Below are 12,372 nucleotides of genomic sequence, written 5' to 3'. Positions count from 1 at the left end.
TGCCTGTCTCAGCCCGACGCGCGGCGGGAGGCCGCCAGGCGGTAGACCCCCGCCGCCTCCGCCGTGCGGCCCAGTTGCTCCAGGCAGTGGGCCTCGTCGTGGCGGCTCGACAGGGTCTCCGAGTGGGCCGCGCCGAGGGTGCGTTCGCGGGCGCGGGCGACCTCGCGGTGGACGGTCAGCGCCTCCGCCCAGCGGTTCAGCCAGCCCAGCGCGACGGCGATCTCGCGGCGGCCCGCGAGGGTGTCGGCGTGCTCGGGGCCGAGGGCCCGTTCGCGTACCGCCGTGACCTCGCGGGCCTCCGTCAGGGCCTCCTGCCAGCGGCCGAGGCGGCCGAGGGTGACGCAGCGGATGTGGCGGGCGCGGAGCGTCTCGGGGTGGCGGGTGCCGAGGGTCTGGGTGCGGTCGGCGATGAGGGTCTCGTAGTGGCCGAGGGCTTCCTCGTGGCGGCCGAGGCGGCCCAGGCAGATGCCCGCCTCGTAGCGAGCTGCCTGGGTGTCGGGGTGGTCGCGGCCGAGGGTGGTGGCGCGGGCGGCGGCGACCTCGCGGTACGTCGCGAGGGCCTGCTCCCAGTGGCCGAGGCTGCCGAGTGCGTGGCCGACCTCGTAGCGGGTGACGAGGGTGTCGGGGTGGTCGGCGCCGAGCACGCGGGTGCGGACGGCGGTGACCTCGCTGGCGACGCGGTAGGACTCCTCGTAGCGGCCGAGGCGGCTGAGCGTGTACGCGAGGTTGTGGCGGCAGCGCAGGGTGTCGGGGTGTTCGTAGCCCATGGTCCGCTCGCGGTCCGCGAGCACTCCGCCGTAGACCTCCAGCGCCTCGGCGTGCCGGTTGAGTTGCCCGAGGGCGTACGCGGTCTCCTGCCGGACGGCGAGCGTGTCGACGTGCTCCCGGCCGAGCCGCCGCTCCCTGCCCGCGGCGGCGGTCCTGAACTCCTCCAGCGCCTCGGCCGTGCGGCCCAGCCGGGCGAGGCACAGGCCGGTCTGGTGGCGGGAGGAGAGGGTGTCGGGGTGGTCGCCGCCGAGCGCGGCTGCACGTTCGGCGGCGAGGGCGCGGTGGGCGGCGGCGGCTTCCTCCCACCGGCCGAGGCGGGCGAGGCTGACGGCGGCGTCGTGGCGCCCGGCGAAGGCGTCGAGGACGTGCTGGGGGGTGGAGGGCCGGCCGGGCTGGGCGGTGGGCGGCGCGTAGGGGTGCGGCGGGTGGGTGGAGTGGGGCGGGGTGTGGAAGGACGGGGGCGCGTGGGAGAAGGGGTGATGCCCGGTGGGGGCACCGGAGCCGTCGGGGAGGGGTCCGTGCACGCTCACGGCGCCGCCGGATCCGTACCGCCCGCCGGGGCCGTGAGCGCCACCGGAACCGGGCGCGGGCGCGCCGGGGCCGTGTCCGGCGCCGGGGGCGCCGCCCGGGTGGTGCGCCGCGGCGGAGCCGTGGGCGGGATCGCTGGAGGGACCGGCACCGGCCGCGGGCCCGCCGTACGCCCCACCCGGGCCCGGGCCGTAGGTGCCGTTCGTGGGGATGCCCGGGCCGGTGCCCCGCTCCGGCCACGTGGGCGGGGACGTGCCGTTCGTCGGGGGCCAGGTGCGTAGCAGCGCGTCCTCCGGGCGGCCGTGCGCCGGGGTCGCGCGGGGCGCGCGTACGGAGCGGGCGCCCGCCGTGAGGCCGGCCGTCCACGCCGGCGACCCGGCCTCACCGCTCCCGCGGCTCTCCCCCGGGGTCGCGCCCTTCTCCCGGGCCTGTCCCTCCTCCCCGCTCTCCCGGCGGCTTCCGTGCTCCCCGCTCCCCTGCCCCGCCCCGTTGCCCCGGCCCGCGGCCTCCGCCGCCGCGCGGCTCCCGCGCAGCCGCGCCGACAACTCGCCCGCGTTCGCGGGCCTGTCCTCCGGGGCCTTCGCCAGCAGGTCGAGCACCACCCGCTCCAGCGGCTCCGGGATCTCCGGGCGGTGCGTGCGCAGCGGTTCCGGCGGGGTGTCGCGGTGGCCGACGAGGATCGCCCAGGCGTCGTCCATGTCGAACGGAGGGCCGCCGGTGGCGAGTTCGTACAGCACGCAGCCCAGCGAATACAGGTCGCTGCGGTGGTCGATGCCCCCGCCGCCGGAGATCTGCTCCGGCGACATGTAGTGCGGCGTGCCCATGGCCATGCCCCCCGCGCCGGTCAGGCGCGAGGTGAAGCCGATGTCGTGCGCGAGGCGGGCGATGCCGAAGTCGAGGATCTTCACCGTGCCGTCGCCGAGGCGCATGATGTTCGCGGGCTTCAGGTCCCGGTGCACGACCCCCTGGTCATGGGTGTACGCGAGCGCCGCCGCGACCTGCTCCGCGATGTCGATGATCTCCCCGACCGGCAGCGGCCGGTGCCCGCCCGCCTCCAGCAACTGGCTGAGGTTGCGGCCCTGCAGCAGCTCCATGACGAGGTACAGCACGCCCTCGTCCTCGCCGAAGTCGTGCACGACGGTGACGCCGCGGTGCTGGAGCAGCGCCGCGACGCGGGCCTCGCGACGGAAGCGTTCCTGTATCGCCGTGGCCAGCGGGTGCCCTTGGCGGTGCTGGCCCGCGGGCTTCAGGCACTTGACGGCCACGCGGCGGCCCAGGGACTCGTCGCGGGCCTGCCAGACCTCGCCCATGCCGCCGCGGCCGAGGAGTTCGAGCAGCCGGTAGCGGCCGTGGATCAGCCTGGTCTCCGCCATCTCCCCCTGCCGCCCCCGCTGTCGCTGCCGCCGCCTCGTCGTCACTCGTGGCTGTTACCCGTGGCCATATCCCCCGACTCGTCCAGTATGGCTGCCGTTCGTACGAGCGTGGAAGGCGAGGGCCGCGATGCGGGACCGAGGCGGTCCATGGCTTTCAGTATGTTTCGCGGCGGGAGCCGCCAGCGCAGCCCGGCGGGGACGGCGCGCAGCAGCGCGGCGGTCGCGCGCAGCCTGCGGTCGACCACGGCGGGCGGGGGCGCGGGGCGGCCGTAGAGTTCGTGCGCGATCGGCGGCAGCGTGGCGTACGCGAGGCCGGCGACCCGGCGCCAGAGCAGGCGGCGGGCGGGGACGAGGAGCGCGTTGACGGGCGGGCGGCGCAGGAAGTCGTCGACGTCGGCGGCCTCGGGGGTGGCGGCCAGTTCTGGGGCCGCGTCGGAGAAGTACGCGGCGAGGGCGGCGGTGTCGCCGGGGACGGTGACCGGGTCGAGGCCGACGAGGCGGGCGGCGGTGCGCTGTTCGCGTAGGTAGGCGTCGGCGTACGCGTCGGGGATCGTCAGGCCGGAGCGGCGGGCGACGTCGAGGTAGGAGCCGACCTCGGCGCAGTGCACCCAGAGCAGCAGCGCGGGCTCGTCCACGCGGTAGCTCTCGCCGGTCGCGGGGTCGACGGCGCGCAGCCGGCGGTGGATGCCCCGCACGCGCGCGCCGGCGCGTTCCGCGGCGGGGGCGGCGGCGTAGGTGACGGTGCCGACGAAGGCGGCGGTGCGCATGAGCCGGCCCCAGGCGTCGGCGCGGAAGTCGGAGTTCTGCATGACGCCGCGGACGGCGCGCGGGTGCAGCGCCTGGAGGTAGAGCGCGCGGACTCCGGCGATCCACATCACCGGGTCGCTGTGCACCTGCCAGGTCACGGACGCGGGCCCGAACAGCCCCGGATCCGGTTTTCCGTCGGGCTCGCCCATACGGACCCCTCCCCAACGGCGCGCGGGCGCCCGCCGTGCGCCGGATCCATTGTCACCCGCCGGGCGCGCACGCCGGAGTTCGGGTCCCGGCCCGGTTCGTACGGGCGACAGGGGTAGGAGGGGTCAGGCGGCGGCCGGGGGGCGTACGCGGATCTTGGACTGGCCGTGCGGCAGCTTCTCCCAGTCCGCCATGAACTCCGCCCGCAGCCCATGCTTCTCCGCGAGCGCCACCAGGGTCTCGGTGCGGTAGTAGAAGTCCTCCCGCAGCACGTGGTGTTCCTCGGTCTCCGTACGGTCGAAGGTGAAGTCGAACCAGCCGTCGGGCCGCAGCACGCGGCCGACGTGCGCGAGGCACTCGTCGATGACGCCCGGCGGGGAGTGCGAGAAGACGCTGTGCGCGTGGACGACGCGGAAGTGCGCGGCCGGGAGGAAGGCGAAGGTCAGGTCGCGTACGGGCGTCAGGCGCGGCAGCTTGTCCTGCAGGTCGTGCCGCACGATGGTGTCCTGGGCGGCGAAGAGGATGTCCGGGGAGATGTCCAGGCCGTAGTAGCGGCCGCGCTCCAGGTAGTCGATGAAGCGCCAGCCGGCCCGCAGGTTGCCGCAGCCGATCTCCAGCATGGGGTCGCCCGGCCGCAGACCGTGCTCCACGAGGTAGTCGAACTGCATCTTGCCCAGCGCCAGCCAGCGGTCGTGCGACTTGCTGCCCACGGCCGCCTCCGGGTCGGCGGCGGAGTCGGAGCGCATCACGGCGCGGTAGTACGCGACGTGGTCGCGGGGGTGGCGCAGCCGCAGCCAGGCATCACGGCCGGCGCGGGCGAGGTAGCGGGGGACGCGGTCCGGGTGGCGGGCGGCGTAGCGGACGCGGTGGGTGAGGGTTGTCCGGTTTGCTGTCAGGTTCTTCCGCGGCAAGGTGCACCCCTGGTGAACTGCGGTGGAACGATCGTGGGACGGATGAAGGACGTCAGTCGTACGGGCCGGACGGTGGCCGCAGAGTCTAGGTGCCGAACACGCATGCGCAAGCGGGCCGCACCGACGAGCGTCCGTTCGGGCGACGGCCGCCGAACCTCCCGTACGGGTGTACCTCCGACGCCTGCCCAGGGAGTGACCGGGACCGCCGCTGCCGTGATACTGGGCAAGCCAGAGCCGATCGTCACCAGGCGCGAACGCCACCGGAGGTACCCATGCGAATGCTCATCAACGTGCCGGAGACCGTGGTGCCGGACGCCCTGCGCGGCATGTCCGCCGCCCACCCCGATCTGACGGTCGACGTCGAGAACCGGGTGGTGGTGCGGCGGGACGCGCCCGTCACCGACAAGGTCGGCCTGGTCTCCGGCGGCGGCTCGGGGCACGAGCCGCTGCACGCCGGCTTCGTCGGCCCCGGGATGCTGGACGCGGCGTGCGCCGGCGAGATCTTCACCTCGCCCGTCCCCGACCAGATGACGCGCGCCGCGGCGGCCGTGGACGCCGGCCGGGGCGTGCTGTTCATCGTGAAGAACTACACCGGCGACGTGCTGAACTTCGACATGGCCGCCGACCTCGTCCAGGACGAGGGCATCCAGGTCGCGAAGGTGCTCGTGGACGACGACGTGGCGGTGACCGACAGCCTCTACACGGCGGGCCGGCGCGGTGTCGGCGCGACGCTGTTCGTCGAGAAGATCGCCGGGGCGGCGGCCGACGAGGGCGCGCCGCTGGAGCGGGTGGAGGCGCTGGCCCGCAAGGTCGCGGAGTCCTCACGCAGCTTCGGCATCGCACTGAGCGCGGTCACGACGCCGGCCAAGGGCAGCCCCACGTTCGACCTGCCGGACGGCGAGCTGGAGCTGGGCATCGGCATCCACGGCGAACCGGGTCGCGAGCGGCGGCCGATGATGACGTCGCGCGAGATCGCGGACGTGACCGTGGACGCCGTACTGGAGGACCTGCGGCCCTCAGGACCGGTGCTGGCGCTGGTCAACGGCATGGGCGCGACCCCGCTGATCGAGCTGTACGGCTTCAACGCGGAGGTGCAGCGGGCGCTGACGGAGCGGGGCGTGTCGTCGGCCCGTACGCTCGTCGGGAACTATGTGACGTCGCTGGACATGGCGGGGGTCTCGCTGACGCTGTGCCAGGCGGACGAGGAGCTGCTGCGGCTCTGGGACGCGCCCGTGCGGACGCCGGGACTGCGCTGGGGGATGTGAGGTCCCGCGGTACGGGGGCCCGCACACCGGTCCCGTGGCGGCAGGTCCGACGGAGTGTGCAGAAGCAGGTACGAGAAGGGATGCGGCACGTGCTCGACGCGGAATTCTTCCGCCGCTGGATGCTCACCACCGCGGCGGCCGTCGACCGGGAGGCCGACCGCCTCACCGAGCTGGACTCGGCGATCGGCGACGCCGACCACGGCGCCAACCTGAAGCGCGGCTTCACCGCCGTGCGCGCGGCGCTGGAGGAGGAGCCGCCGCAGACGCCGGGTGCGGTGCTGGTGCTCTCCGGACGGCAGTTGATCTCGAAGGTCGGCGGCGCCTCAGGACCGCTGTACGGCACGCTGCTGCGCGCCACCGGCAAGGCCCTCGGCGACGACGCCGAGGTCACGGACGCGGCGCTGCGCGCGGCGCTGGACGAGGGGGTGGGCGCGGTCGCCAAGCTCGGCGGCGCGGCGCCCGGCGACAAGACGATGCTCGACGCGCTGACCCCGGCCGTGGCGGCGCTCGGCGACGGCTACGGCGCGGCGCACGCGGCGGCCGACAAGGGCGCGGAGGACACCATCCCGCTGCGGGCCCGCAAGGGCCGGGCCTCGTACCTCGGCGAGCGCAGCATCGGCCACCAGGACCCGGGTGCGACGTCGTCGGCACTGCTGGTCGGCGCGCTGGCCGACACCGTGGAGGCGGTGTCCGGTGGCTGAGGGCCCCCTGGTCGGCCTCGTGCTCGTGTCGCACAGCGCCGCGGTCGCCGAGTCGGTGGCCCGGATGGCGGTGGCGCTGGCGGGCGTGGACACCGTGGCCGTCGGGTACGCGGGCGGCACGGCGGACGGCGGCTTCGGCACGGACGCGGACCGCATCGCGGTGGCGGCGCGGGCGGCGGACCGGGGCGCGGGCGTCGGGCTGCTGGTGGACCTGGGAAGCGCGGTGCTGACGGTGAAGTCGCTGGTGGAGAACGAGGAGTTGCCGGCGGGAGCGCGGCTGCTGGACGCGCCGTTCGTGGAGGGCGCGGTGGCGGCGGTGGTCACGGCGTCGACGGGGGCGGACCTGGACGCGGTGGAGGCGGCGGCGCAGGAGGCGTACGGGTACCGGAAGGTCTGAGCGGGCCCGCGGCGGCCCCTGGGGCGGCCGGGGCAGACGTGTGCCGCGGGATCCCGTCGGCGGTGGCGGATGGGAGCGCTCGCGGCGGGGAAGGCAGTCGATGGTAGTAGCGGCGCCGGCGTGCGCGCGGAGGCGCGGCCGGGAACGAAGGGGCGGGACCGTGAAGATAGCCGTGTTCGGCGCGGGCAGCATCGGCTGCCATCTGGGCGGCATGCTGGCGGAAGTGGCCGACGTGACCTTAGTCGGCCGGCCGGCGGCGATGGACGTACTGCGCTCCCGCGGCCTGCTGCTGACCGGCGGCGGGCGGGCGGACCGCCGCGTCGCACCGGCCGAGATACGCCTGGCGACCGGGGCGCAGGCCGCCGCGGGGGCGGACTACGTCCTGGTCACCGTGAAGTCCGCGGCCACCGCCCAGGCCGCCCGCGAACTGGCCGGGCACCTGGCCCCCGGCGCGACGGTCGTCAGCTTCCAGAACGGGCTGCGCAACCCGGCGGTGCTGAGCCAGGGACTGCCGGGGCGGGCGGTGGTCACGGGCATGGTCCCGTACAACGTGGTGCAGGCGGCCCCCGGCGTGTTCCACCAGGGGACGGCGGGCGTGCTGATGGTCGACGGGGGCGAGCGCTCGGCACCGCTGGTGGTGGCGATGACGCAGGCGGGGCTGGAGATCGAGCAGCGCGACGACATGCCCGACGTCCAGCACGCGAAGCTGCTGATGAACCTCAACAACGCGATCAACGCGCTCTCCGGGCTGCCGCTGCGGGAGCAGTTGGGGCAGCGCGCGTACCGCGCCTGCCTGGCGCTCTGCCAGCGCGAGGCGCTGGCCTCCTTCCGCGCGGCGAACCTGGCCCCCGCCCGCCTGGGCCCGGTGCCGCCGGGCCTCATGCCGCTGGTCCTGCGCCTGCCCGACTGGCTCTTCCGCCGGCTGGCGGCGGCGACGCTGCGCGTGGACGAACAGGCCCGCTCGTCGATGTGGGCCGACCTCCAGCAGGGCCGCCCCACGGAGATCGACACGCTGCAGGGCGAGGTGATGGGGCTGGCGGCGCGCCACGGCCTGCGGGCACCGGCGAACGCGCGGCTCGCTGAGCTGATCCTGGAGGCGGAGTCCAGCAAGCCGGGCGAGCGGCGCCACTGGAGCGGCCCGGAGCTGCTCGCGGAGCTGACGGCGGTGACGGGCGGCGCCGGGGGCTGAGAGCGGTGAGGGCGCGGAGAGCTGGGATAAGGGCTCGGAGGGCGGCCTGAAGCGGCTGAGGGGCGTGGGCAGCGTTCTACGCGGATCTACGCGCCCGGTGTCGCCGCCGCCTCCGCGAACCACGTCGGGCCGTCCGCGAGCGCCAGCCGGATCCGGTGGCGGGCGAAGTCCTCCAGGTCCGGCGGCAGCGCGTCCGGGGCGAACCAGCCGACCTCCAGCCCCTCGTCGTCGTTGACCCGGGCCTCGCCGCCCGTCGCGCGGCAGCGCAGCGTGATGTCCATGAACTGGCACTTGTCGCCGTTCGGGTACTGGATCGGGTCCAGCGCCTCGACGCCCACGACCCGCTCCACCGTGCACACGACGCCCGTCTCCTCGCGCACCTCGCGGACCGCCGTCTGCGCCGGCTGCTCGCCCGGCTCCGGGATGCCGCCGATGATGCTCCACCGGCCCGTGTCGGCGCGGCGGTGGAGCAGCACCCGGCCGTCGTCGACGACGACGGCGCTGATGCCGGGGAGGAGGAGCAGTTGCTGGCCGGCGGTCGCGCGCAGCTCGCGGATGAAGTCGGGTGTCGCCATGGCCGTAAGCGTAAACGGGCCCCGCGGGCGGCCGGGAAACGCCGTGTGACCGGCGGACTACGCCTCGGCGGTGCCGCCGGTGAGGGGGTGGCGCAGGCGGCCGCGGATGGCGCGCACGGCCTCTTCCGCGTTGTCGACGGTGATCGTGAAGTCGTGGTCGTTCGCGAGCCGCAGCACCAGTCCCTCGCCGCGGCGCACGACCACGGCGGTGCCCTTGCCGGGGCGCCAGCGGTAGCCCCAGCCGCCCCAGTGGCGGGGCGTGACGCGGGGCTCGAAGTCGGCGGCGATCACCTCGGTCAGCGGGATGCGGCGGCGCGGCAGCCCGAAGTGGCCGCAGCGGATCTCCAGGGCCTGGTCGTCGACGCTCACCGCCACGTGCACGAAGGCGAGGGTGCCGGCCAGGACGAGCAGTCCCGCGGCGATGCAGCCGACGACGGACATGACCAGCGGGGCGAGCCCGCCGGTCCAGGGCGCGGCGACGGCCAGCTCGATGCCGAGGGCCATGCAGGCAGCGCCGATCAGGGCGAGAAGCCACTGCACACGGCTCGTGGCCCGCCCGGTCCACACACGGGGGCGGTCGTCCTTCATACCCCCGAGGGTACGCCTGCCGGGCGGCGGCGGCAGTGCGGCGGCTATCCGGGTACGGCCCCGGAGCGGGCCGGAGTGCCCGCCAGCAGCCGCCCCTCCGCGTACCCGAGGGCGGCGGGCGGCAGGGCGCCGGGGCGGCCGGAGAGGAGGACGGTGAGCTCGCCGGAGGGCGCCGCGGCGGGGCCGGGGGCGGCGCCGATACGGCGCAGCACCTGCCCGGCGACGGCGCCGGCGGAGCCGTACAGCGCGGGGGGCGGTGCGGCGGGCTGCCGGACGGCGGCGCGGATGCGTTCGCCGACGAGCTCGTAGTGGGTGCAGCCGAGGACCACGGCGGTGACGTCGCGGGGGGTGCGGGCGGCGGCCGCGGCGATGGCGGCGTCGACGGCGGCCTCGTCGCCGTGCTCGACGGCGTCGGCGAGGCCGGGGCAGGGCACCTCGGCGGCGGTGGCACCGCCGGCGAAGTCGCGGAGCAGCCGGCGCTGGTACTCGCTGCCGGTGGTGGCGGGCGTCGCCCAGACCGCCAGCGGCCCGCCGCCTGCGGCGGCGGGCTTCACGGCGGGCACGGTGCCGACGACGGGCAGCGCGGGCTCCAGCTCGGCGCGGAGTGCGGGCAGGGCGTGCACGGAGGCGGTGTTGCAGGCGACGACGAGCGCGTCGGGCCCGTACGCGGCGGCGGCCCGCGCACACGCGAGCACCCGCTCCCCCAGGTCCCGGGGCTCCCGGGGGCCCCAGGGCATGCCGTCGGGGTCGGAGGAGAGCACGAGCTCGGCATCGGGCCGCAACCGCCGCACGGCGGCGGCGGCGGGCAGAAGCCCGAGCCCGGAATCCACAAGCGCGATCTTCACGCCGGTCACTTTAGTGCCTCCGGCAGGGAGGCGGACCACGGTCACACGGGGTGGAGCCGCCCCGATCGCGCCCCCGCCGACGGCGTGCGGACCCGGCGGGCGAGTGATGCGGCGGCCCGCGGTGGACGGCGAAGCAAGGGCGGCGGTGCGACCGGCGGCCGCGTGGCGCGGGGGCGAATCGGGTCCTCCGGGTCAGGCCGGAGCGCAGAGTGGCGCCGTGCGCCCTTTGTCCCCCGCTGCCGCACCGCGTCCGCCGCGACCCGCCCCGTGGTGCTCGCCCGGCGAGCGGTGCCGCGGGAGACTTGGGCCGTGACTCTTCTGGCGTGGATCGTCCTGTTTTCGCTCGCCGCCTGGGGCTGGCTGCTGCTCGGGCAGGGGCTCTTCTGGCGGACCGACGTGCGGTTGCCGTTGCGGCCGCCGCCCGCGCAGTGGCCCTCCGTGGCGGTCGTCGTGCCCGCGCGGGACGAGGCCGCCGTACTGCCCGACAGCCTGCCCTCCCTGCTGGCGCAGGCGTATCCGGGAGAGGCCCGCGTGTTCCTCGTCGACGACGGCAGCACCGACGGCACCGCCGAGACCGCCCGTGCGCTCGCGGAGAAGGCCGGGGACCGCGCCCTTCCGCTCACCGTCTCCTCCCCCGGTGAGCCCCCGGAGGGGTGGACCGGGAAGCTCTGGGCGCTGCGGCACGGGATCGGGCAGGCGTACCGGGCCGACGCCGAGTATCTGCTGCTCACCGACGCCGACATCGCCCACCGGCCCGAGAGCCTGCGGGAGTTGGTCGCCGCCGCCGAGGCCGGGGGGTACGACCTCGTGTCGCAGATGGCCCGGCTGCGTACCGCCACCGGCTGGGAGCGGCTGGTCGTGCCGGCGTTCGTGTACTTCTTCGCCCAGCTCTACCCGTTCCGCTGGGTCAACCGCGCCGGCGGCAGGACCGCCGCCGCGGCCGGCGGCTGCGTGCTGCTCAGGGCCGACGCCGCCCGCCGGGCGGGGATCCCCGAGGCGGTGCGCGGCGCGCTCATCGACGACGTGTCCGTGGCGCGGGAGGTGAAGCGCACCGGCGGCCGGATCTGGCTGGGGCTCGCCGAACGGGTCGACAGCGTACGGCCGTACCCGCGGCTCGCCGGGCTGTGGGGGATGGTCTCGCGCAGTGCGTACGCCCAACTCCGGCACAGCCCGCTGCTGCTGGCCGCCGCCGTGGGCGGGCTCGCGCTGGTGTACCTCGTGCCGCCGCTGGCGGTGGCCGCCGGGCTGCTGGGCGGCGCCCCCGCCGTCGCCGTCGCGGGGGCGCTCGCGTGGGCGGTGATGGCGGGGACGTACCTGCCCGTGCTGCGGTACTACGGACAGCCGCCGTGGGCCGCCGCGCTGCTGCCGTTCACGGCGGGGCTGTATCTGCTCATGACGGTGGATTCGGCCGTACGGCACCACCGCGGCAAGGGGGCCGCGTGGAAGGGGCGTACGTATGCGTGAACCGCACGCGTACGTACGAGTAGCCCAACTCCTCCCGTCCACCTGCTCTTTACAGAATCTCAACACGTCGAGAAGCGAGATTTGCCCGCGTTGACACGCATTGACAAGGGTCGGTCACTTGGAACCCGCAAAACAACCTTCTTATCGGTCTCCCCAACGACCACATCGTGGGCTTAACTTATGGGGTATGACCTCCCCCCGCCCGTACGGCAGTGGCTACTATGCCGCGCCTGCCTTCCCCGACACCCCGATCTACGACAGTCTGGTCGAAGAGCGGGGTACTCCCCAGATCGCCCCGATCCGGGTCCCTTCGTACGACTCCGGCCCTCATCTGCCGGCCCTGCCCGCGCCCCGCGCCGCCCTGCCGCCCGCCCCGGTGCCGACACCCGCGCCCGCTCCCGCGCCGCACCCCCACCAGCCGCACGGGACGCACCTCGTGCACACCCCGCAGCCGACGGTGTACGGCCACCAGGCCGCGCCCCAGCCGGCCCCGCCGCAGCCGTTCGTCCCGCAGCAGCCCCAGCCCGCCCGCTGGGACCAGGGGTACGAGCAGCAGCGCCCCCAGCCGCAACAGCCGCGCCCGCAGCAGCAGCCGGCGCCCCCGGGGTACGAGGCGATGCGCCCCGTCGCCCCGCGGCCCGCGCCGCCGCAGCCGGCCCAGCCCGCCCGGCCGGCGTCCCCGCAGACGTATGCGGATCAGTACGCCAGGCCGTACTACCAGGACGGACAGCGCTACTGAGCACCGGCCGGCCCTGAACAGTGGCCGGCCGACCTCGCCGCGCGCGCTACGGTGGTGCCTCAGCCAAGCCGACGC

12 protein-coding genes are annotated in these 12,372 nt (G+C 75.6%); 6 read left to right on the top strand and 6 right to left on the bottom strand.

Annotation, left to right across the window (positions count from 1 at the left end; genetic code table 11):
• Positions 1 to 8: 8 nt before the first annotated feature.
• The 3 genes from FB457_RS06450 to FB457_RS06440 all read right to left on the bottom strand — a co-directional run bounded on the left by FB457_RS06450 (position 9) and on the right by FB457_RS06440 (position 4,534).
• Positions 9 to 2,669: a serine/threonine-protein kinase gene (locus FB457_RS06450; protein WP_145781134.1), complete on the bottom strand. Its 2,661-nt coding sequence runs from the start codon at positions 2,667 to 2,669 to the stop codon at positions 9 to 11.
• Positions 2,670 to 2,710: 41 nt separating this feature from the next.
• Complete coding sequence (locus tag FB457_RS06445) at positions 2,711 to 3,625, bottom strand: oxygenase MpaB family protein (RefSeq protein WP_145781132.1); 915 nt, start codon at positions 3,623 to 3,625, stop codon at positions 2,711 to 2,713.
• 123 nt (positions 3,626 to 3,748) lie between these two features.
• Positions 3,749 to 4,534, bottom strand: coding sequence for a class I SAM-dependent methyltransferase (locus tag FB457_RS06440; protein ID WP_047014468.1), 786 nt, complete (start codon positions 4,532 to 4,534; stop codon positions 3,749 to 3,751).
• Between the two features lie 272 nt (positions 4,535 to 4,806).
• Between FB457_RS06440 and dhaK the strand changes: the two genes are divergently transcribed.
• The 4 genes from dhaK (at position 4,807) to FB457_RS06420 (ending at position 8,086) form a co-directional block, all read left to right on the top strand.
• A complete protein-coding gene (gene dhaK, locus FB457_RS06435) occupies positions 4,807 to 5,799 on the top strand; it encodes a dihydroxyacetone kinase subunit DhaK (RefSeq protein ID WP_047014469.1) in 993 nt (330 codons plus the stop codon).
• Positions 5,800 to 5,888: 89 nt separating this feature from the next.
• A complete protein-coding gene (dhaL, locus tag FB457_RS06430) occupies positions 5,889 to 6,500 on the top strand; it encodes a dihydroxyacetone kinase subunit DhaL (RefSeq protein WP_047019714.1) in 612 nt (203 codons plus the stop codon).
• Positions 6,493 to 6,897, top strand: coding sequence for a PTS-dependent dihydroxyacetone kinase phosphotransferase subunit DhaM (locus FB457_RS06425; protein ID WP_047014470.1), 405 nt, complete (start codon positions 6,493 to 6,495; stop codon positions 6,895 to 6,897). The genes dhaL and FB457_RS06425 overlap by 8 nt, the downstream gene beginning before the upstream one ends.
• 160 nt (positions 6,898 to 7,057) lie before the next feature.
• Complete coding sequence (locus tag FB457_RS06420) at positions 7,058 to 8,086, top strand: 2-dehydropantoate 2-reductase (protein ID WP_486588938.1); 1,029 nt, start codon at positions 7,058 to 7,060, stop codon at positions 8,084 to 8,086.
• Between the two features lie 86 nt (positions 8,087 to 8,172).
• Here the strand turns inward: FB457_RS06420 and FB457_RS06415 are convergent, their stop codons facing one another.
• Genes FB457_RS06415 through FB457_RS06405 form a run of 3 tightly spaced genes read right to left on the bottom strand, consistent with a single transcriptional unit; the run spans position 8,173 to position 10,094 of the window.
• The gene (locus tag FB457_RS06415; protein ID WP_047014472.1) at positions 8,173 to 8,661 is read right to left on the bottom strand and encodes an NUDIX hydrolase; all 489 of its coding nucleotides are present in this window, start codon (positions 8,659 to 8,661) and stop codon (positions 8,173 to 8,175) included.
• A 57-nt stretch (positions 8,662 to 8,718) separates the two neighbouring features.
• Positions 8,719 to 9,249, bottom strand: a complete 531-nt coding sequence (locus FB457_RS06410) for a PH domain-containing protein (RefSeq protein ID WP_047014473.1) — start codon at positions 9,247 to 9,249, stop codon at positions 8,719 to 8,721.
• A gap of 44 nt (positions 9,250 to 9,293) precedes the next feature.
• Complete coding sequence (locus tag FB457_RS06405) at positions 9,294 to 10,094, bottom strand: glutamate racemase (RefSeq protein ID WP_186461934.1); 801 nt, start codon at positions 10,092 to 10,094, stop codon at positions 9,294 to 9,296.
• Between the two features lie 309 nt (positions 10,095 to 10,403).
• On the opposite strand from FB457_RS06405, the gene FB457_RS06400 reads away from it, so the two are divergent.
• Complete coding sequence (locus FB457_RS06400; protein ID WP_047014475.1) at positions 10,404 to 11,558, top strand: glycosyltransferase; 1,155 nt, start codon at positions 10,404 to 10,406, stop codon at positions 11,556 to 11,558.
• A gap of 187 nt (positions 11,559 to 11,745) precedes the next feature.
• Positions 11,746 to 12,297 carry a DUF6643 family protein gene (locus FB457_RS06395; protein ID WP_145781129.1) on the top strand — a complete coding sequence of 184 codons (552 nt, stop codon included), beginning with the start codon at positions 11,746 to 11,748 and terminating at the stop codon, positions 12,295 to 12,297.
• Positions 12,298 to 12,372: the final 75 nt, after the last annotated feature.

This window comes from Streptomyces sp. CNZ287 (assembly GCF_007827615.1).
This window is presented reverse-complemented; position numbering and strand designations above follow the sequence as displayed.